This window comes from Pseudomonas sp. HD6515 (genome assembly GCF_024971855.1).
Lineage (GTDB): Bacteria > Pseudomonadota > Gammaproteobacteria > Pseudomonadales > Pseudomonadaceae > Aquipseudomonas > Aquipseudomonas alloputida.
In genome coordinates this window covers 5985664-6006060 of sequence record NZ_CP079827.1, presented here as the reverse complement: position 1 = coordinate 6006060, position 20397 = coordinate 5985664, and the positions used below count along the sequence as shown (strand labels likewise).

Below are 20397 nucleotides of genomic sequence, written 5' to 3'. Positions count from 1 at the left end.
GACACAAGGCCGCTCCCACAATTAGTTCGGTGCTGGTTGTTCGAGGTGAGCAAGCTTGCCATGGCGCCGGCCAGAGCTGAAGATTCCAGATCAATACTTGCATCAATGTGGATGTACCCGATGCCCCCTGCCTTTCACCCCGACCGCCTGCGCACCAGCCTGGCGCCGTTCACCACTCGCCAGCCACTGTCGGCACAAGCGCAGGACTACCAGCGCTTCTATGGCCTGAACCTGCCGGCACACAGCTGGCTGGGCAGCTTTCAGGCAGCGGGGTTCGACCTGGTCGGGCAGGCATGGCTGCCCGAGCAGCCAAGCGCGACGCTGTTCCTGCTGCACGGCTATTACGACCACATGGGCCTCTACCGACATGTGATCGAGTGGGCACTCAAGCAGGGTTTCGCCGTGATCAGCTGTGACCTGCCCGGCCACGGCCTGTCCAGCGGTGAGCGGGCCAGCATCAATGATTTTGCGGTGTACCAGCAGGTGCTGGAGGCCTTGTTCGAACAGGCGCACACGCTGCAACTGCCGCACCCGTGGCACCTTTGTGGGCAGAGCACGGGGGGGGCGATTGCCGTGGATCATCTGCTGTACCACGGCGCACGCAGCCCCGTCGATGGCCAGGTCATCCTGCTGGCCCCGCTGGTGCGGCCAAGTTCCTGGCGCTGGTCGAAGTTCAGTTATTGCGTGCTGCGCCACTTCGTCAATGGCATCGAACGGCGCTTCAGTGAGAACACCAACGACCCGGCCTTCCTGCCGTTCCTGGAGGCCGACCCGCTGCAACCGCGTCGCCTGCCAACGGCTTGGGTGGGCGCACTGATCGCCTGGGTCAAACGCATCGAGGCCGCGCCGCGCAGTGCGCGTCGGCCATTGATCGTGCAGGGGGAGGCGGATGGCACGGTGGACTGGCCCTACAACCTCGAAGTGCTCAAGGCCAAGTTTGCCGAGCCGCAGATCCTGATGCTGCCCGAGGCCCGTCACCACCTGGCCAACGAGTTGCCGGGTATCCGCCAGCGCTACTTCGACTTCATCGACCAGCGCCTGGGCTGATCACTTCAGGTCGTTGGTGCTTTGGCCAACCGCCAGGCCGGCGCGTACAGCGGCCAGGGCCGCCTGGTAGTAAGCCTTGCCCTCGGGCGACTCGGCAAAGGTGGCGAACGCTTCCAGCTCGGCATCGGACAGGTCGCGGTAGACGTACAGCAGGGTGTTGTTCAGGTCTTCGCCAATCTGCCCCATCAACCGCTGGCGCTGGCCATCCAGCAGGTTCTGGGCCTGGCCGCCGCCGAACAGGCCGGGGATCATCGAGCTGAGGCTGTCGGCGGCTACACCGGCGATGGCAAGGCTCACTTCGGCGCCGGCTTCACGCGCAGGCAGGGCTTGGGCCAGGTGGCCGATGACCAGCAGGCGATCGTCGCTGGCCTGGATCTTGGGCAGGCCTTTGGCGTTCTTGGCCAGTTCGTCCTTGCGGGTGGCCTTGAGCTCGGCCGCCACCACTTTGCGCCCTAGCGGTGACTGGAAGAAGGCCAGGGCCGGTGCCGGGTTGGCCAGGGTGGCGCGCAGCTTTGCCTGGGCGCGACGGTCCACCGCCTGGGCCTGGAAGCGCTGGTTGCTGTTGTTGACCAGCGCCTGGTAGACGGCGGGTGGCAAACTGTTGCGGTAGCGCTCCTGGGCAGCGGTCAGGGCATCGTTGAAGTGGGCGCGCTGGTCGGGCCAGCCGGCGGCCTTGTACAGTTGATCCAGGTTGTCTGCCCAGACAGGCATGGTGCAGATCATCAGCAGAATCAGGGAAAACAGACGGCGCATTCAGGACTCCTGTCGGCAGGTGGCTATTGTCCTTGGCCCGGCGCCGGTTTGTCGAGATACCCGCGTGTTTCTCGGCCAAGTGGCGCTGTGCGGCGACAGGGCGAATGGATATGATGCGCGCCATGCACATATCCCCTGAACACCCGATGCTTGCGGCCGTCGTCGACGATCTGGCCACCCATGGCTGGTCCCAGCAGGCGCACTTTCTGCCTGCCGACCTGGTGCGCGCGCTGGCAGCCGAGTGCCGGCGGCGTGATGCCGAAGGTGAACTGAACCCCGCAGGGGTTGGGCGGGGTGCTACCCAGGAGGTGCGCGAAGCCATTCGCGGTGACCAGATCCAGTGGATCGACCCGGGGCAGGCCGAGGCCTGCGACCAGTACCTGGCGGCGATGGATCAGCTGCGCCTGGCAATCAACCAAGGCCTTTTCCTGGGCCTGGAAGACTTTGAGTGCCACTTTGCCCTGTACCCACCGGGGGCGTTCTATCGCCGGCACCTGGACCGCTTCCGCGACGATGACCGTCGCATGGTCTCGGCGGTGCTTTACCTCAATGAAGGTTGGCAATCGCATGACGGTGGCCAGTTGCGTATGTTCCTGGCCGACGGTGTCGAGCACGATGTCGAGCCAGTGGCCGGTTGCCTGGTGGTATTCCTGTCGGGCGAAGTGCCTCACGAAGTCCTGCCGGCCGGGCGTGAGCGGTTGTCGTTGACCGGCTGGTTCAGGCGGCGTGGCAATGACCCGTTCTGAGAGGCCCAAGGTGCTGGTGAGCGCCTGCCTGTTGGGGCAGCCAGTACGCTATGACGGCCGGGCAAGCGGTCATCCTGATTTGTTGCAGCAGTGGCAGGCCGAAGGGCGCGTGGTGCCGTTGTGCCCGGAGGTAGCCGGCGGCTTGCCGACACCGCGGCCGCCAGCGGAGATCCCGGGAGGGCAGGGCAGCGCAGTGCTCGATGGCGACACGCAGGTGCTGACGGTGACGGGTGAAGATGTCAGTGCCGCGTTTCTGGCGGGTGCGCGGTTGGCGCTGGAGCTGGTACGGCGGCATGGCATTCGTGTAGCGGTGCTGAAGTCTGGCAGCCCTTCGTGTGGCAACCGGTTGACCTATGATGGCACCTTCAGGGGTGTGAAAGTGGCGGGGGAAGGGGTAACCACGGCGCTGCTGCGGCGGGCGGGCGTGCAGGTGTTCAGCGAGCTGGAGCTGGACCAGGCGCGGCGGGCTTTGGCTGATAGATCTGTTTGAACCTGTGCCGGCCCTTTCGCGGGTGAACCCGGTCCTACCACGGTGGTGGGCACCCATCGGGGGTTGGACACAGGCCGTCGTGTAGGAGCGGGTTCACCCGCGAAGAGGCCGGCCCTGCTGGCCAATCTCCACCCGCCGTTCACCATTGCCGCCGCGAACGTATTCGCGGCTACAGGTTGCAAAGAAGACCTCACTGCCCGGCTGCAGTCTCCTGCACACCCTTGAACCACTTCTGCTCAAGCTCGGCAGTCCGGCCACTCTCTTTCAAACGCTGCAACGCATTGTTTACGGCACTTTCAAACGCCGGGTTGTCCTTCTGGAACGGGATTACCAGCTTCTTCTCACCAATCGGCAGGCTTACATCGAGCGGGCCGTCGTCTGTGAGCGATTCACTCGACGGGGCGAATGCGATGTCGTACTTGCCACTCTCGACACCCGCCAGCACTTCGGCAGACGGGGCTTCGACGAACTCGGCGCGCAAGTCCAGTTCCTTGGCCAGGGCCTGGCCAAATTCGATGTCGAAACCTGTCAGGTGGTCGTCTTGTTTGAAGGCGTATGGCGAGTTCTCGGCCTGTACGGCAATGCGCAGTTCGCCCCGGTCGGCGATTTCGTCGATCAGCTCTGCCTGAGCCAATGGACTGATCAGTACTGCCAGCAGTACCCCTATGGTCGAACGCATGTATGCCCCTTTTCATTTAGCAGTTTGAAATCGATCGTCACGGCTTTCTTCCTCGCCGTGATCGAGCGCAGCCTATGACCTTCAAGCCTCGGCATTGTTTAACCCTGACTGAAATATTTCTGCCAGGCAATGTGAACACCTTGGCGGATATTTCAACTAAGGTGAACTACCGCCGCCTTTGGATTACAGGCTGCGGTCAATAAGTGAATCACAGGAGAAGTGAATGAACAGCCTATTTTCGCGTGCTGCCGTTGCCGGTCTGCTGATGGGAGCGTCGGTGTTCGCCAGTGCCACTGACGCCCTGAAGAGCCAGGAGCCGCCCAAGGAGGCGAAGGTCTTCATCGTTTCCCCCGCCGATGGTGCAACGGTCGACAAGACCTTCACCGTCAAGTTCGGTATCGAGGGTATGGGCCTCAAGCCTGCGGGTGACCAAACCCCGCACACCGGGCACCACCATCTGCTGGTGGATGTCGACAAAGAGCCGGTGGCTGACATGCCGCTGCCAACCAGCCTGATGCCAGAGGCCGGCGTCGCACTGCCGAAGGGCCCGCAAGTGCTGCACTTTGGCAAGGCACAGACCGAAACCAGCATTACCCTGACCCCGGGCAAGCACACCCTGCAACTGATTCTGGGTGACCAGTATCATGTGCCATTCAAGCCTAGCGTCGAGTCGACGAAGATCACGGTTGAAGTGAAATAAAAAAAAGGGAGGCCTTCAGGGCCTCCCTTTTTCATACTGCACCGAGATTTAGAACAGGACGCGGGAACGGATGGTGCCCTTGACCTGTTGCAGTTTCTCTTGCGCAAGGTCCGAGTACTCGGCGTCAACGTCGATTACCACGTAACCGACTTTCTCGTTGGTCTGCAGGAACTGACCGGAGATGTTGATACCGTTCTCGGCGAAGACCTTGTTGATCTCGCTGAGCACGCCCGGGATGTTTTCGTGGATGTGCAGCAGACGGTGCTTGCCTGGGTGAGCCGGCAGGGCCACTTCTGGGAAGTTGACCGAGGACACCGAAGTACCGTTGTCGCTGTACTTGACCAGTTTCTCGGCCACTTCCAGGCCGATGTTGGCCTGGGCTTCGGCGGTGGAACCACCGATGTGCGGGGTCAGGATCACGTTGTCGAGGCCGCGCAGCGGGCTCTCGAACTCTTCGTCGTTGGAGCGTGGCTCGACCGGGAACACGTCGATGGCGGCGCCGATCAGGTGCTTGTCCTTGATGGCAGCGGCCAGGTGGTCCAGCTCGACCACGGTGCCACGGGCGGCGTTGATCAGGATCGCGCCCTTCTTCATCGAGCGGATTTCCTTCTCGCCGATCATCCACTGGGTGGAGGGCAGCTCAGGCACGTGCAGCGAGACGATGTCAGCCAGGCCCAGCAGCTCGTTCAGGCTGGTGACCTGCACGGCGTTGCCCAGTGGCAGCTTGGTCAGCGGGTCGAAGAAGTACACCTGCATGCCCATGTTCTCAGCCAGTACCGAAAGCTGGGTACCAATCGAGCCGTAGCCGACGATGCCCAGTTTCTTGCCGCGGATTTCGAACGAGTTGGCCGCGCTCTTGATCCAGCCACCACGGTGGCAGGAGGCGTTCTTCTCAGGGATGCCGCGCAGCAGCAGGATGGCTTCGGCCAGCACCAGCTCGGCCACCGAACGGGTGTTGGAGTACGGTGCGTTGAACACGGCGATACCGCGCGCGCGGGCAGCTTCCAGGTCAACCTGGTTGGTACCGATGCAGAAGCAGCCAACAGCGACCAGTTTCTTGGCGCAGTCGAAGATCTCTTCAGTGAGCTGGGTACGCGAACGGATGCCGATGAAGTGGGCATCAGCGATCTTTTCCTTCAGCTCGGCTTCCGGCAACGAACCAGTGAGGTATTCGATGTTGGTGTAGCCGGCGGCCTTGAGAGTATCGACCGCGTTCTGGTGCACACCTTCAAGAAGAAGGAACCGGATCTTGCTCTTGTCGAGAGAAGTCTTGCTCATCTGCGTAAACCTGTATCCCGGAGATAAATTGGCGAGGGGTGATGCCAGGCGCGAGGGCAGCCTTAGCATGAACAGCGGGAGGGCTATGCTAGCATACGCGACACAATCTGAGCTTATCCCGACAGGTGAAGAGTGCTCAGGGTGACCATGAATAAGTCGAGAGTTCCAGCGATGACCCACCCCGCTGTTATTGAAGAACTGATGACCCTTGTCGACCCTGGCAAGGTCCTGACTGACCCGGTTTCCCTCGAAGCGTATGGCAAGGACTGGACCAAGCATTACCCGCCAGCGCCCAGCGCCATCGTCTTTCCCAAAACGATAGAACAGGTGCAAGCCATTGTGCACTGGGCCAATGCGCACAAGGTGGCGCTGGTGCCCTCTGGCGGGCGCACCGGGCTTTCTGCCGGCGCCGTGGCGGCCAATGGCGAGGTTGTCGTCGCCTTCGACTACATGAACCAGATCCTTGGCTTCAATGCTTTCGACCGTACTGTGGTTTGCCAGCCAGGGGTCGTCACCCGCCAGTTGCAAACCTACGCCGAAGAGCAAAGTCTCTATTACCCGGTGGACTTCGCTTCCAGCGGTTCCAGCCAAATTGGCGGCAATATCGGCACCAATGCCGGCGGGATCAAGGTGATTCGTTACGGTATGACTCGGAACTGGGTGGCCGGGCTGAAAGTGGTCACCGGCAAGGGCGAGTTGCTGGAGCTGAACAAAGACCTGATCAAGAACGCCACCGGCTACGACCTGCGCCAGCTGTTCATTGGTGCCGAGGGTACGCTGGGCTTCGTGGTCGAGGCCACCATGCGCCTGGACCGCGCACCGCGCAACCTCACCGCCATGGTGCTGGGCACACCGGACTTCGACGCTATCATGCCGGTGCTGCACGCCTTCCAGGGCAAGCTGGACCTGACCGCTTTCGAGTTTTTCTCCGACAAGGGGTTGGCCAAGATCCTCGCCCGCGGCGATGTGCCTGCGCCATTCGCGACGGATTGCCCGTTCTATGCGCTGCTGGAGTTCGAGGCCAGCACTGAAGAGGTTGCCAATGAAGCATTGGCTACCTTCGAGCACTGCGTCGAGCAGGGTTGGGTGCTGGATGGGGTGATGAGCCAGAGCGAAAGCCAGCTGAGAAACCTGTGGAAGCTGCGCGAGTACCTGTCGGAAACCATCTCGCACTGGACACCGTACAAGAACGACATTTCCGTCACCGTCTCGAAAGTGCCTGCGTTCCTGCGCGATATCGACGCCATCGTCTCAGCGCATTACCCGGACTATGAAGTGGTGTGGTACGGCCATATTGGTGATGGCAACCTGCACTTGAACATCCTCAAGCCTGAGCATATGAGCAAGGACGACTTCTTCGCTTCGTGTGCCAAGGTCAACAAGTGGGTGTTCGAGATCGTCGAGCGTTACAACGGGTCGATTTCTGCCGAGCATGGCGTGGGCATGACCAAGCGTGACTACCTGGGCTACAGCCGCTCCCCCGAAGAAATCGCCTGCATGAAGGCAATAAAGGCCGTGTTCGACCCTAACGGCATCATGAATCCGGGTAAGATCTTCGCACCTGAATAAAAAGCAGTATCCAGAAGGAGTCGGCCATGAGTTACCAGCACCAGTACGTAGACGGCACGCGCATTCACTTCCCGCTGGGCAAGGTGGTGTGCATCGGCCGTAACTATGCCGAGCACGCCAAGGAACTGGACAACCCGATCCCCACCGAGCCGCTGCTGTTCATCAAGCCAGGCAGCTGCGTGGTGCCGGCCGAAGGTGGCTTCAAGATCCCGGCCGAGCGTGGGTCGGTGCACTATGAAGTTGAAATTGCCGTGCTGCTGGGCAAGCCGCTGTCGACCCACCCGAGCGAGGAAGAGGTGCTGGACGCCATTTCCGGTTACGCACCGGCGCTGGACCTGACCCTGCGCGACGTGCAGGCCAAACTGAAGGAAAAGGGCCTGCCTTGGGAGCTGGCCAAGTGCTTTGACGGCGCTTGCGTGCTGCCACCGTTCGTCTCGGCCGCCAGCTTTGAGGACGTGACAGACATCCCGGTGCGCCTGACCGTGAACGGCGAAGTGCGCCAGGAGGGTAGCAGCGCGATGATGCTGAACCCGATCGTGCCGATGATCCAGTACATGGCAGCGCATTTCTCGCTACAGGCGGGGGATGTAATCCTCACTGGTACCCCGGCGGGTGTTGGGCCGTTCAATGTCGGTGACGAGCTGGTGCTGGAACTGCCGGGTGTGAGCCGCTTCGAAAGCCGGGTGCTTTAACTCGAAACCGCGTCGCCTTCTTCGCGGGTAAACCCGCTCCTACAGGGAACGCGTCGCCTTCTTCGCGGGTAAACCCGCTCCTACAGGGATTGCAGCACCTTGGGAGCGGGCATGCCCGCGAATGGGCCGGCACTGTTTACCGATTTTTCACACCCAATCCGGATAATGCGCGTACCTACGCCCATTTCCCCAGGATCACCGCATGCCGTCTTCCTCCAGCGCCCCGGTAACCCCCAAGCGTCGTTTCTACCTGCGCTGGCCCTTCGGCCTGGCCGTGGCGGCGGTGATCGGCTATGGCGTGGCCGTGGCCATGCACTGGGATGACCGCGGTGCACTGTGGGTAAAAGAAAGCTTCGAAAGCACCGCCGAGCGCAGCGAAAGCGTGTGGCTGCCGGATTACCAGGTGGACATCGACGCCAAGCCGTTGCCAGGCATGGAGGATGACGAAGCCTCGGATGTGGCCTTCAACCCGCAAACCCGCACCCTGTTCGCGGTCATGGGCAAGAACCCGATCCTGGTCGAACTGAGCCTGGAGGGCGATGTACTGCGCAAGATCCCGCTCAACGGCTGGAACAACCCCGAAGGCATCGCGGTGCTGGAAGACGGCAACCTGGCCATCACCGACGAGCGCCTGCATGACCTGACCGTGGTCAAGGTGAACGCGCAGACCACCGCGCTGAACCACGATGACTTCCCGAGCCATGACCTGGGCCCTTCGGCCAAGAGCAACAAGGGTTTCGAGGCCATCGCCTGGGACCCGCTGCGCCAGCGCCTGATCATTGGTGAGGAGCGCCCGCCCAAGCTGTACACCTGGAACACCGATGGCCGCAGCCCGCTCAAGGGTGAGAAGCAGCCGTTGCCTAGCGATGAGCTCGACTTGCGCAACCTGTCTGCGCTGGGTGTCGACCCGCGTACTGGCCACCTGCTGGTGCTTTCGGCCGACTCCAACATGCTGCTGGAGCTGGACGAGCAGGGCCAGCAAGTCAGCTTCATGACGCTGCTGGGCGGCTTCAACGGGCTTGAAGGCACCATTCCGCGGGCTGAAGGGGTGGCCATGGACGACAAGGGCACCTTGTACATGGTCAGCGAGCCGGCGCTTTTCTATCGATTCAAAAAGAACTGACAACATCATCAGAATTGCCTGACGCTTGCATTAAGCTTTGCTTCAGCCATTCATGATTAGATTCGCCACCCCTGTGTCGAGTCTGTCCCTATGCGTCGTTTTGTTCGCCTGTTTCTTGTTCTGGCTGCCCTTGGTCTGCTCCTGCTTGGCTGGGCAGGGCAGGAGTTTCGCCTGTTCGAGCGTGGCTGGTTCAATCTGAAGACCTGGTGGCAGCCTGTGGAGCGCAGCATTGGTCTGGATCGCTACCGGGTGGTGCTGGAGGCGCAGCCGATCGAAGGGCTGGATGATGACATTTCGGCGCTGACCTACGACCCCGACCGCAAAACCCTCTTCACGGTCACCAACGCCCGTTCGGAGCTGATCGAGCTGTCGCTGGATGGCCGTATCCTGCGGCGTGTGCCGCTGACTGGCTTCGGCGACCCGGAGGCTGTGGAGTACGTTGGGCCTAACAGCTATGTGATCACCGACGAGCGTCAGCAACGGCTGATTCGCGTACGGTTGGAAGACGACACGATGTTTCTCGATGCCGGTGATGCCGAACAGCTGACATTGGGTATTGGCCTCAATGGCAACAAAGGCTTCGAGGGCCTGGCCTACGATTCGGCGGGTAAGCGCCTGTTCGTGGCGAAAGAGCGTGACCCGATGCTGATCTATGAGGTGCATGGCTTCCCGCATGACAATCCGGAAAAGCCCTATGCCGTGCATGTGGTGCAGGACCGCAAGCGCGATTCACGGTTGTTTGTGCGGGATTTGTCGAGTTTGCAGTTCGATGAACGCAGCGGGCATTTGCTGGCATTGTCGGACGAGTCGCGGTTGGTGCTGGAGCTGGATGTACAGGGCCAGCCGCTGAGTACCTTGTCGTTGCGCAAGGGCTTCCAGGGGTTGCAGGCGACGGTGCCGCAGGCGGAGGGCATTGCGATGGATGACGCGGGGACCATTTACCTGGTCAGTGAGCCGAACCTGTTCTATGTGTTCAAGCAGCCGACTGACTGATCGCCTGTCAGGGCCTGTTCGCGGGTAAACCCGCTCCTACAGGGATCGCCACGGTTCCAGGCCGGTGGGGTACCTTGTAGGAGCGGGTTTACCCGCGAAGATTGTTACTCGGCTTTGAGGCTCTTAACGCCCTCAGCAGTGCCCAATAACAGTAGATCCGCCGGCCGCGCCGCGAACAGGCCGTTGGTCACCACGCCGACGATGGCGTTGATCTGCGCTTCCAGTTCCACCGGGTTGGTGATCTGCAGGTTGTACACATCCAGGATCACGTTGCCGTTGTCGGTGACCACGCCTTCACGGTACACCGGGTCGCCACCCAGCTTCACCAGCTGACGTGCCACGTGGCTGCGGGCCATGGGGATCACTTCGACCGGCAGCGGGAAGGCCCCCAGTACCGGCACCAGCTTGCTGCCGTCGGCGATGCAGATGAAGGTCTTGGCCACGGCCGCGACGATCTTTTCGCGGGTCAGGGCTGCGCCGCCGCCCTTGATCAGGTGCAGGTGTGCGTCGCTCTCGTCAGCTCCGTCCACGTAAAACTCAAGCTCGCTGACGCTGTTCAGTTCGTAGACCGGGATGCCATGGCCCTTCAGGCGCTGGGCAGTGGCTTCGGAGCTGGCGACTGCACCGTCGAACGCGGTCTTGTGCTGAGCCAGGGCATCGATGAAGAAGTTGGCGGTCGAACCGGTACCGACGCCTACGACGCTCTTTTCATCCAGCTTGGGCAGAATGAAGTCGACAGCGGCCTGGGCGACGGCCTGTTTGAGTTGGTCCTGGGTCATGCGGGCTCCGGAAGGGGCAGGGCGGTTTCAAAGTCACCTAGTATAACGGCTCGCACGGCTTTGCTGTGGTCGCCCGACGTAGCGCTAGGGTAGACTCCCAGCCCTCGTCCCGCGGCCCAGTGATGCTTTCCCGATGCTCGAACAGTACGTCAAGAAGATCCTCACCTCGCGCGTCTATGACGTTGCCGTCGAAACCCCGTTACAGAGCGCCGGGCAGCTGAGCAAGCGCCTGGGCAACCAGATTTTGCTCAAGCGCGAAGACCTGCAGCCAGTGTTCTCGTTCAAGATCCGCGGCGCGTATAACAAGCTGGCCCAGCTGAGCCCGGAAGAACTGGCCCGTGGCGTGGTCACCGCCTCGGCCGGCAACCACGCCCAAGGCCTGGCCCTGGCCGCGCGCGAAATGGGCATCAAGGCCACCATCGTGATGCCCAAGACTACTCCGGAGATCAAGGTCGAAGGCGTGCGCTCGCGCGGTGGCAAGGTGGTGCTGCATGGCGATTCGTTCCCTGAAGCGCTGGCCTACTCGCTGAAACTGGTCGATGAAAAGGGCTTCGTCTACGTTCACCCTTACGACGATCCGCACACCATCGCCGGGCAGGGCACCGTCGCCATGGAAATCCTGCGCCAACACCCTGGCCAGCTGGATGCGATCTTCGTGCCGGTGGGCGGTGGCGGCCTGATCGCTGGCATTGCTGCCTACGTGAAGTACCTGCGCCCGGAAATCAAGGTAATCGGTGTCGAGCCGGACGATTCCAATTGCCTGCAGGCGGCCATGGCTGCCGGTGAGCGCGTGGTGCTGCCGCAGGTCGGGCTGTTCGCCGATGGCGTGGCGGTGGCGCAGATTGGCCAGCACACGTTCGATATCTGCCGCCACCATGTGGACGAAGTCGTCACTGTCAGTACCGATGAGATCTGTGCAGCAATCAAGGATATCTACGACGATACCCGCTCGATCACCGAGCCTGCTGGCGCGCTGGGTGTGGCGGGCATCAAGAAGTACGTCGAGCTATACGGCGTCAGCGGCCAGACCCTGGTGGCCATCGACTCCGGTGCCAACGTCAATTTCGATCGCCTGCGCCATGTGGCCGAACGTGCCGAGCTGGGTGAAAAGCGCGAGGCGATCATCGCCGTGACCATCCCTGAGCGCCCGGGTAGCTTCAAGGCCTTCTGCGAGGCTATCGGCAAGCGTCAGATCACCGAGTTCAACTACCGCAAGCACACCTCTGACGAAGCGCATATCTTCGTTGGGGTGCAGACCCACCCGGAAAACGACCCCCGCGCAGCGCTGGTGCAGCAACTGACCGAGCAGGGCTTCCCAGTTACCGATCTGACCGACAATGAACTGGCCAAGCTGCATATTCGTCATATGGTCGGCGGCCACTCGGCCGGTGCCAGCGACGAAATGGTGCTGCGCTTCGAATTCCCCGAGCGGCCGGGGGCGCTGTTCAACTTCCTCAACAAGCTGGGCGGGCGCTGGAACATCTCGATGTTCCACTACCGCAACCATGGCGCGGCTGATGGGCGCGTGGTGGCGGGGCTGCAGGTGCCGGAGGACGAACGTCACCTGGTGCCGGCAGCGCTGGCCAAGATCGGTTACCCGTACTGGGACGAGACCGAAAACCCGGCCTACAAACTGTTCCTGGGCTGAGCGGCTAAGCTAGGGCTGATGGCCCGCGAAGAAGCGACCGCAAAATGCCCGTTTAAGGACGACCGAGACATGGAACACCTGACCACGCTCAAGACCCTGCACATCATCGCCACCGCGCTGCTGCTTCTGGGCGCCCTGGGCCTGGCGATCTGGACCTGGCGCGCCCGCCGCCAGGGCGATGCCGAGGCCTACGCCAAGCTGTTGCGCCGGCCATTGGTGTTCGTCTGGTTGGTGATGGGCCTGAGCCTGGTGAGCATGCCGTTCACCGGCTGGTGGCTGGTACACCTGGTGGGCTGGCCACTGGGGCAGACCTGGGTGTTGGCATCCAGTGTCATCTATACATTTGGCGCGTTTGCCGTGTGGTGGCTGCTGGTGCGGCTGAACCGGCTGCGCAAGGCCGAGGTGGTAGGGCTGCGGTTTACCCTGGCGCTGGCGGTATTCAGTGGGGTTTGCTTCCTGTCCATTGCCGGGCTGATGGGGGCCAAGCCGGTCTGACAGCCTTGTGCTGATTGTGCCGGCCTATTCGCGGGTGAACCCGCTCCTACAGGTACAGCGCAGCCCTCAAGGCCTGTGGTGATTCCTGTGGGAGCGGGCGTGCCCGCGAAAAGACCGGCACGGAAAACCTCAATCCCGCAGCGAGATCACCGGCCACCCACGCTTATCCGCCTCGGCCCGCAGGTCCGGGGCCGGGTCCACTGCCACTGCATGCGTCACCCGCTGCAACAACGGCAGGTCATTCATCGAGTCGCTATAGAAGTAGCTGTCCTCAAGATCAAAGCCGTTCTCCAGCATCCAGCGTTCCAGCCGCGTCACTTTGCCTTCACGGAAACACGGTATATCGGTACTACGCCCGGTGTAGCGGCCGTCGCGCACCTCGCATTCGGTTGCCAGCAACACCCGCACCCCCAGGCGCCGGGCGATCGGTGCGGTGACGAAGCGGTTGGTAGCGGTGATGATCACCAGCTGGTCACCCGCCTCGCGGTGCTGCTGCAGCAAGGCCAGGGCCTTGGGCAGGACGATGGGCTCGATGCAGTCGCGCATGAAGTCGCGGTGCCATTCGTCGAGCCGGGGCATGGGTGTTGCCGCCAGGATTTCCATTGAAAAGGCCAGGTAGGCCTGCAGGTCCAGGGTGCCATTGAGGTAATCCTGGTAGAAGCTGTCGTTGCGTTGCTTGTAGGCGACCGGGTCGAGAATGCCGCGCTCGCAAAGATAGTCACCCCAGGCATGGTCGCTGTCGCCACCGAGGAGGGTATTGTCCAGGTCGAATAAAGCCAGGCGCATCGCGGTCACTCGTATCAGCCACAGGGTAGGCCCGCAGAATACGGAGTTTTCACGCAGCTGCACATAAGCTTGGCGGGCGCGTTGCTGCGCTCGCAAGCTTTGTGGAACAATGCGTTGACATGCGTTTGCGAGGTTGCTGCCGTGATCGACCCGGATGGTTTTCGCCCCAATGTCGGGATCATTCTCACGAATGATGCCGGGCAGGTGCTATGGGCTCGACGGATCAACCAGGATGCCTGGCAATTCCCCCAGGGTGGTATCAACCCTGACGAGACGCCGGAAGACGCCCTGTACCGCGAGCTGAACGAAGAAGTTGGCCTTGAACGCGACGATGTAGAAATTCTTGCCTGCACCCGTGGCTGGTTGCGTTATCGTTTACCCCAGCGATTGGTACGTACCCACAGCCAGCCGCTGTGCATCGGCCAGAAGCAGAAGTGGTTCCTGCTGCGCCTGGTGAGCAACGAACAACGGGTGCGGATGGACCTGACCGGCAAGCCGGAATTCGACGGCTGGCGCTGGGTGAGCTATTGGTATCCGCTGGGCCAGGTTGTGACATTCAAGCGCGAGGTGTACCGGCGCGCCCTGAAAGAGCTAGCACCGCGTCTGTTGACGCGCGACTGACGACGGAGTTCGACCCCGAGCCATGCTCAATACGCTGCGCAAGATCGTCCAGGAAGTAAACTCCGCCAAAGATCTCAAGTCGGCGTTGGGGATCATTGTCTTGCGCGTCAAGGAAGCCATGGGCAGCCAGGTCTGCTCGGTCTACCTGCTCGACCCGGAAACCAACCGCTTCGTGCTGATGGCGACCGAAGGCCTGAACAAGCGCTCCATCGGCAAGGTCAGCATGGCCCCCAACGAAGGCCTGGTTGGCCTGGTCGGTACCCGGGAAGAGCCGCTGAACCTGGAAAACGCCGCCGACCACCCGCGTTACCGCTACTTTGCCGAAACCGGCGAAGAGAAATTCGCCTCCTTCCTGGGTGCGCCGATCATCCACCACCGCCGTGTGGTCGGGGTACTGGTCATCCAGCAAAAGGAGCGCCGCCAGTTCGACGAGGGCGAGGAAGCCTTCCTGGTCACCATGAGCGCCCAGCTTGCCGGGGTTATCGCCCACGCCGAGGCTACCGGCTCGATCCGTGGCCTGGGCCGTCAGGGCAAAGGTATTCAGGAAGCGCGCTTCGTGGGTGTGCCGGGTTCGCCTGGTGCCGCGGTGGGGCGTGCGGTGGTGATGTTGCCGCCGGCCGACCTGGAAGTGGTCCCGGACAAGACCGTCGATGACATCGACGCCGAACTCAAGCTGTTCCAGAACGCCCTGGAAGGTGTGCGCGACGACATGCGCAAGCTGTCGGCCAAACTGGCCACCCAGCTGCGCCCGGAAGAGCGTGCGCTGTTCGACGTCTATCTGATGATGCTGGAAGACGCAGCCCTGGGCGGTGAGGTGACCGAGGTCATCAAGACCGGCCAGTGGGCCCAGGGCGCCCTGCGCCAGGTGGTTGGTGAGCACGTCAACCGCTTCGAGCTGATGGACGACGACTACCTGCGTGAGCGTGCCTCCGACGTCAAGGACCTGGGGCGCCGCCTTTTGGCCTACCTGCAGGAAGCGCGCTCGCAGTCGTTGGTGTATGCCGACAACACCATCCTGGTCAGTGAGGAACTGACACCGGCCATGCTCGGTGAAGTGCCGGAAGGCAAGCTGGTCGGCCTGGTCTCGGTACTCGGCTCGGGCAACTCCCACGTCGCCATCCTCGCGCGGGCCATGGGCATCCCCACGGTGATGGGCCTGGTCGACCTGCCATACTCCAAAGTCGACGGTATTGAACTGATCGTCGACGGCTACAAGGGCGAGGTGTTCACCAACCCCAGCGAAGTGCTGCGCAAGCAGTACAGCGAAGTGGTCGAGGAGGAACGCCAGCTGGCCCAAGGGCTGGATGCACTGCGCGAACTTCCGTGCGTCACCCCCGACGGCCACCGCATGCCCCTGTGGGTCAACACTGGCCTGCTCGCTGACGTGGCCCGTGCCCAGCAGCGCGGCGCCGAAGGGGTAGGCCTGTACCGCACCGAAGTGCCGTTCATGATCAACCAGCGCTTCCCCAGTGAGAAAGAGCAGCTGGCCATCTACCGTGAGCAGCTGGCGGCCTTCCACCCGCTGCCGGTGACCATGCGTACCCTCGACATCGGTGGCGACAAGGCTCTGTCGTACTTCCCCATCAAGGAAGAAAACCCGTTCCTCGGCTGGCGCGGCATTCGCGTCACCCTCGACCACCCGGAAATCTTCCTGGTACAGACCCGCGCCATGCTCAAGGCCAGCGAGGGCCTGAACAACCTGCGCATCCTGCTGCCGATGATTTCCGGCATTCACGAGCTGGAAGAGGCGCTGCACCTGATCCACCGTGCCTGGGGTGAAGTGCGTGACGAAGGTACCGATGTACCGATGCCGCCCGTGGGTGTGATGGTGGAAATTCCGGCGGCGGTGTACCAGACCAAGGAGCTGGCGCGGCAGGTGGACTTCCTGTCGGTAGGCTCCAACGACCTGACCCAGTATCTGCTGGCGGTGGACCGCAACAACCCGCGGGTCGCCGACCTGTACGATTACCTGCACCCGGCGGTACTGCAGGCGCTGAACACGGTGGTGCGCGACGCCCATGGCGAAGGCAAGCCGGTGAGCATCTGCGGCGAGATGGCCGGTGACCCGGCGGCAGCGGTCCTGTTGATGGCCATGGGTTTCGACAGCCTGTCGATGAACGCCACCAACCTGCCGAAGGTCAAGTGGATGCTGCGCCAGATCAATATGGGCAAGGCCAAGGAACTGCTGGCCGAGGCCTTGAGCCATGACAACCCGCAGGTTATCCACAGCTCGTTGCAGCTGGCCCTGAAGAACCTTGGGTTGGCGCGGATGATTGGGCCTGGGGCTAACAAAACCTTGTGAGGGTGATGTGGCCTGTCCCGGCCTCTTCGCGGGTGAACCCGCTCCTACAACGGCCTGGGTCCAACCCCAGATGTGTGTACGTGGTAGGAGCGGGTTTACCCGCGAAGAGGCCCGAACAGACAACATCAAATGTTCAGGCCAACAACTCAATTTCCCCCAAATGCCCGCCAAAAGGCCCGAAACTGCGCTCAACCAGCCGTCTTTGCCCCTGATCATCCACAATGAGCACTGTGCTCGCCCGGGTCCCGTAATTCTGGCTGGCGATGAAGACGCTCGACAGCAACTTCTCGGTTGCCAACCCCACGCCTGTTTCGGGTAGGTCACCATCAGCCGCGGGCTCGTTATCCGCGAGCAAAGCCAGCAGCCTGTGCGGCTCCGGCGTGTCCAACAGGTTTTCCAGCCTGTCACGTGCCTTCACCAGCTTCGGCCACGGTGTATCCAGCCCGGCGTTCGAAAGCCCATAAACCCCAGCCTTCAGCAGGCGCGGCGTGGCCTCACGGGCATGCAGATAACCCAGTTGCTGCCCATCACCCACCAGCAGGTTGAACCCCGAGTACTGCCCGCTACGGCTGGCCACCTGGTCCAGGTAAGCCTCAACCCCTAGCTCGCCCTGCAGAAACGCCGCCACCAGCTCACCCCGCGAGCGGGGCCCCTGCGCCTGGCCCGGGTCGCGGATGTTGGTCAGCGCGGCAAAGCGCCCCTGTGGGCCTACGCCCAGCCAGGTACCGCCTGCCTCCAGGTCGCGCCCGGCATGCACCCCAGGTGCATCCTCCCAGGCCGCCAGGGGCTGAGTGGGGCGGGCATAGAATTCGTCGCGGTTGGCCGCCACGATCAGCGGCAGGGCGTGCCCCGGCCGCCAGGCAAATACGATCAGGCACATAGGTTGGGCCTCTGTGTTTTTTTGTCACTGTACCCACAGGAACGATGCGGATCCATCCTGACACAGAGTTCACTAGAGCCCCGAGCCCGGCTTCCGTTACCATGCCGGATTGATTTCTAGGGGACGCCGAATGGAATTCGTGCTCTATCTGTTGTTGGGCGCCTGTGCCGGTGTGCTGGCCGGGCTGTTCGGCGTGGGCGGCGGCATCATCATCGTGCCGGTGCTGGTGTTCAGCTTTACCCTGCAGGGTTTCGACGCTTCGGTGCTGACCCACCTGGCCGTCGGCACGTCATTGGCCACCATCGTCTTCACTTCGATCAACGCCGTGCGGGAGCACCACCGCAAGCGCGCGGTGCAATGGCCGATCTTCATCTGGATGACCATCGGCATCCTCCTGGGGGCCGGTGTCGGTGCCAAGACCGCTTCGCTGATCCAGGGCCCACTGCTGCAGAAGATCATCGGTGTGTTCGCCCTGATCATCGCCGCGCAGATGGCCCTTGACCTCAAACCCAAGGCCAGCCGTGGCGTCCCCGGCAAACCTGGGCTGATCGGTGCTGGTGGCGTGATTGGCTGGGCCTCGGCCATTTTCGGCATTGGCGGTGGTTCGCTGACGGTGCCGTTCCTTACCTGGCGTAGCCTGCCCATGCAGCAGGCAGTGGCTACGTCATCGGCCTGTGGCCTGCCGATTGCTGTAGCCAGTGCCCTGAGCTTCATGCTGCTGGGTTGGCACGAGGAGCACCTGCCGCCCCACAGCCTGGGTTACGTGTACCTTCCGGCGCTGGTCGGCATTGCCGTGACCAGCATGTTCTTCGCCCGCTTCGGCGCGCGCCTGGCGCACAAGCTGTCGCCACGTTTGTTGAAACGCCTGTTCGCAGCCCTGCTGTTCTGTGTCGGCCTCAGCTTTTTGATTTGAATCGAGAGGAAGTTCCATGCTGCCTTACCCGCAGATAGACCCCGTGGCCTTGGCCATCGGGCCGTTGAAAATCCATTGGTACGGCCTGATGTACCTGATCGGCATCGGCGGTGCCTGGTTGCTGGCCTCACGCCGGCTCAACCGCTTCGACCCCACCTGGAGCCGCGAGAAGCTGTCCGACCTGGTGTTCTGGCTGTCGATGGGGGTGATTGTCGGCGGTCGCCTGGGCTATGTGCTGTTCTACGACTTGCACGCCTACCTGGCCAACCCGACGCTGATCTTCGAGGTGTGGAAAGGCGGTATGTCGTTCCACGGCGGCTTCATCGGCGTGATGCTGGCGGCCTTGTGGTTCGGCAAGCGCAACAACAAGTCGTTCTTCGAGCTGATGGATTTCGTCGCCCCGCTGGTGCCGATTGGCCTGGGTGCCGGGCGTATCGGCAACTTCATCAACGCCGAACTGTGGGGCAAACCCACCGACGTGCCATGGGCGATGATCTTCCCGCCGTTCAGCGACCCGGCCCAGTTGCCGCGCCACCCGTCGCAGCTGTACCAGTTCGCCCTTGAGGGCGTGGCGCTGTTCGTCATCCTGTGGCTGTTCTCGCGCAAGCCACGGCCGACCATGGCGGTGTCAGGCATGTTCGCGCTGTTCTACGGTATCTTCCGCTTCATCGTCGAATTCGTGCGGGTGCCGGATGCTCAGCTGGGTTACATCGCCTGGGGCTGGCTGACCATGGGTCAGATTCTCTGTGTGCCGATGATCCTGGCTGGCCTCGGTCTGATCTGGTGGGCTTATAATCGCAAGCCCACGGCGAAACCCGCCTGATTAATCCCACGGCAGGGGCGATCCCCCTGCCGTTTTTGCTACAGGTAAGCCATGAAACAGTATCTGGACCTGGTCCGCGACGTCATTGATAACGGCACGTTGCAGGGAAACCGCACCGGCATCCGCACCATCAGCCTGCCGGGCGCGATGCTGCGTTTCGACCTGCAGAAGGGCTTTCCGGCCATTACCACGCGCAAGCTGGCGTTCAAGTCGGCGATCGGTGAAATGGTCGGTTTCCTGCGTGGCGTGAAGAACGCCGGTGAGTTCCGCGAGCTGGGCTGCAAGGTCTGGGACCAGAACGCCAACGAAAACGCCCAGTGGCTGGCCAACCCGTTCCGTCAGGGCCATGACGACCTGGGCGAGATCTATGGCGTGCAATGGCGCCAGTGGCCGGGCTACAAGCGCATCCCGCTGAGCAACCCGGCGGCCATCGAAATGGCCGAGCAAGCCGGTTTCCGCCGTATTGCCCAGGACGAAGAGGACGGCGTCGCGTTCGTCATCCTGTACAAGGCAATCGACCAGGTGCGCCAGTGCCTGGACACCATCGCCAACGACCCGGGTAGCCGCCGCATCCTGTTCCACGGCTGGAACTGCGCGCAACTGGACGAAATGGCACTGCCACCGTGTCACTTGCTGTACCAGTTCCACCCGAATGTCGAGACCAGGGAAATTTCCCTGACCCTCTACATCCGCTCGAACGACCTGGGGCTGGGCACGCCGTTCAACCTCACCGAAGGCGCGGCGCTGCTGTCGCTGTTTGGCCGCCTGACCGGCTATACACCGCGCTGGTTCACCTACTTCATCGGCGATGCCCATGTGTATGAAAACCACCTGGACATGCTCAACGAGCAGCTCAAGCGCGAGCCGCTGGAAGCGCCGAAGCTGGTCATCAGCGACCGTGTGCCGTCGTTTGCCGAGACTGGTAAATACGAGCCGGAGTGGCTAGAGAAGATCGAACCGAGTGATTTCTGGCTGGAAGGCTATGAGCACCATGCGCCGATGACAGCGCCGATGGCGGTCTGATAGATCTCCATTGTGTGAACTGGCCTCTTCGCGGGTGAACCCGCTCCCACAGGGTAC

The 20397-nt window shown here is 62.2% G+C and carries 21 protein-coding genes; 15 read left to right on the top strand and 6 right to left on the bottom strand.

Annotated features, from left to right (window positions below):
* Positions 1 to 120 precede the first annotated feature (120 nt).
* Complete coding sequence (locus KW568_RS27565) at positions 121 to 1047, top strand: alpha/beta hydrolase (protein WP_004575848.1); 927 nt, start codon at positions 121 to 123, stop codon at positions 1045 to 1047.
* Here the strand turns inward: KW568_RS27565 and KW568_RS27560 are convergent, their stop codons facing one another.
* Entirely contained in the window at positions 1048 to 1800 is a 753-nt protein-coding gene (locus KW568_RS27560) for a DUF2059 domain-containing protein (RefSeq protein ID WP_003248984.1), read from the bottom strand.
* 113 nt (positions 1801 to 1913) lie between these two features.
* Between KW568_RS27560 and KW568_RS27555 the strand changes: the two genes are divergently transcribed.
* Positions 1914 to 2546, top strand: a complete 633-nt coding sequence (locus KW568_RS27555; protein ID WP_014861370.1) for a 2OG-Fe(II) oxygenase — start codon at positions 1914 to 1916, stop codon at positions 2544 to 2546.
* Positions 2533 to 3036, top strand: a complete 504-nt coding sequence (locus tag KW568_RS27550) for a DUF523 domain-containing protein (protein WP_003248988.1) — start codon at positions 2533 to 2535, stop codon at positions 3034 to 3036. The genes KW568_RS27555 and KW568_RS27550 overlap by 14 nt, the downstream gene beginning before the upstream one ends.
* 190 nt (positions 3037 to 3226) lie before the next feature.
* Here the strand turns inward: KW568_RS27550 and KW568_RS27545 are convergent, their stop codons facing one another.
* Positions 3227 to 3715: an ABC transporter substrate-binding protein gene (locus KW568_RS27545; protein WP_003248991.1), complete on the bottom strand. Its 489-nt coding sequence runs from the start codon at positions 3713 to 3715 to the stop codon at positions 3227 to 3229.
* 223 nt (positions 3716 to 3938) lie between these two features.
* On the opposite strand from KW568_RS27545, the gene KW568_RS27540 reads away from it, so the two are divergent.
* Positions 3939 to 4415, top strand: coding sequence for a DUF4399 domain-containing protein (locus KW568_RS27540; RefSeq protein WP_004575850.1), 477 nt, complete (start codon positions 3939 to 3941; stop codon positions 4413 to 4415).
* Between the two features lie 48 nt (positions 4416 to 4463).
* On the opposite strand, the gene serA is transcribed toward KW568_RS27540, so the two are convergent.
* A complete protein-coding gene (gene serA, locus KW568_RS27535; protein WP_003248995.1) occupies positions 4464 to 5693 on the bottom strand; it encodes a phosphoglycerate dehydrogenase in 1230 nt (409 codons plus the stop codon).
* 171 nt (positions 5694 to 5864) lie between these two features.
* Here serA and KW568_RS27530 point away from each other — a divergent pair, with 171 nt between their 5' ends.
* From KW568_RS27530 to KW568_RS27515, 4 genes are all read left to right on the top strand, one after another.
* Complete coding sequence (locus KW568_RS27530) at positions 5865 to 7262, top strand: FAD-binding oxidoreductase (protein ID WP_004575851.1); 1398 nt, start codon at positions 5865 to 5867, stop codon at positions 7260 to 7262.
* Positions 7263 to 7288: 26 nt separating this feature from the next.
* Positions 7289 to 7954 carry a fumarylacetoacetate hydrolase family protein gene (locus tag KW568_RS27525; protein ID WP_003248999.1) on the top strand — a complete coding sequence of 222 codons (666 nt, stop codon included), beginning with the start codon at positions 7289 to 7291 and terminating at the stop codon, positions 7952 to 7954.
* A 202-nt stretch (positions 7955 to 8156) separates the two neighbouring features.
* Positions 8157 to 9077 (top strand): SdiA-regulated domain-containing protein, encoded by a 921-nt coding sequence (locus tag KW568_RS27520; RefSeq protein ID WP_004575852.1) that lies wholly within the window; start codon positions 8157 to 8159, stop codon positions 9075 to 9077.
* A gap of 90 nt (positions 9078 to 9167) precedes the next feature.
* A complete protein-coding gene (locus KW568_RS27515; RefSeq protein WP_004575853.1) occupies positions 9168 to 10070 on the top strand; it encodes an SdiA-regulated domain-containing protein in 903 nt (300 codons plus the stop codon).
* Between the two features lie 104 nt (positions 10071 to 10174).
* On the opposite strand, the gene rpiA is transcribed toward KW568_RS27515, so the two are convergent.
* Positions 10175 to 10849: a ribose-5-phosphate isomerase RpiA gene (gene rpiA, locus KW568_RS27510; protein WP_003249004.1), complete on the bottom strand. Its 675-nt coding sequence runs from the start codon at positions 10847 to 10849 to the stop codon at positions 10175 to 10177.
* Positions 10850 to 10982: 133 nt separating this feature from the next.
* Between rpiA and ilvA the strand changes: the two genes are divergently transcribed.
* Together ilvA and KW568_RS27500 are read left to right on the top strand one after the other, a co-directional pair.
* Positions 10983 to 12497, top strand: coding sequence for a threonine ammonia-lyase, biosynthetic (gene ilvA / locus KW568_RS27505; RefSeq protein ID WP_003249006.1), 1515 nt, complete (start codon positions 10983 to 10985; stop codon positions 12495 to 12497).
* A gap of 69 nt (positions 12498 to 12566) precedes the next feature.
* Positions 12567 to 12992, top strand: a complete 426-nt coding sequence (locus tag KW568_RS27500; RefSeq protein ID WP_003249008.1) for a DUF2269 domain-containing protein — start codon at positions 12567 to 12569, stop codon at positions 12990 to 12992.
* A 129-nt stretch (positions 12993 to 13121) separates the two neighbouring features.
* Here KW568_RS27500 and KW568_RS27495 read toward each other — a convergent pair whose 3' ends face one another.
* Positions 13122 to 13778, bottom strand: coding sequence for an HAD family phosphatase (locus KW568_RS27495; RefSeq protein ID WP_003249010.1), 657 nt, complete (start codon positions 13776 to 13778; stop codon positions 13122 to 13124).
* 141 nt (positions 13779 to 13919) lie between these two features.
* Between KW568_RS27495 and KW568_RS27490 the strand changes: the two genes are divergently transcribed.
* A complete protein-coding gene (locus tag KW568_RS27490; protein ID WP_003249017.1) occupies positions 13920 to 14399 on the top strand; it encodes an RNA pyrophosphohydrolase in 480 nt (159 codons plus the stop codon).
* Between the two features lie 22 nt (positions 14400 to 14421).
* A complete protein-coding gene (ptsP, locus tag KW568_RS27485; RefSeq protein WP_003249020.1) occupies positions 14422 to 16701 on the top strand; it encodes a phosphoenolpyruvate--protein phosphotransferase in 2280 nt (759 codons plus the stop codon).
* 133 nt (positions 16702 to 16834) lie between these two features.
* Here the strand turns inward: ptsP and KW568_RS27480 are convergent, their stop codons facing one another.
* Entirely contained in the window at positions 16835 to 17581 is a 747-nt protein-coding gene (locus KW568_RS27480) for an NRDE family protein (RefSeq protein WP_004575854.1), read from the bottom strand.
* 130 nt (positions 17582 to 17711) lie between these two features.
* Here KW568_RS27480 and KW568_RS27475 point away from each other — a divergent pair, with 130 nt between their 5' ends.
* From KW568_RS27475 to KW568_RS27465, 3 genes are read left to right on the top strand one after another with little or no spacing between them, the layout of a single operon-like run.
* On the top strand, positions 17712 to 18494 hold the full coding sequence (locus KW568_RS27475; RefSeq protein ID WP_004575855.1) for a sulfite exporter TauE/SafE family protein: 783 nt from the start codon (positions 17712 to 17714) through the stop codon (positions 18492 to 18494).
* A gap of 16 nt (positions 18495 to 18510) precedes the next feature.
* On the top strand, positions 18511 to 19317 hold the full coding sequence (gene lgt / locus KW568_RS27470) for a prolipoprotein diacylglyceryl transferase (protein ID WP_003249027.1): 807 nt from the start codon (positions 18511 to 18513) through the stop codon (positions 19315 to 19317).
* Positions 19318 to 19368: 51 nt separating this feature from the next.
* A complete protein-coding gene (locus KW568_RS27465; RefSeq protein ID WP_003249029.1) occupies positions 19369 to 20340 on the top strand; it encodes a thymidylate synthase in 972 nt (323 codons plus the stop codon).
* Positions 20341 to 20397: the final 57 nt, after the last annotated feature.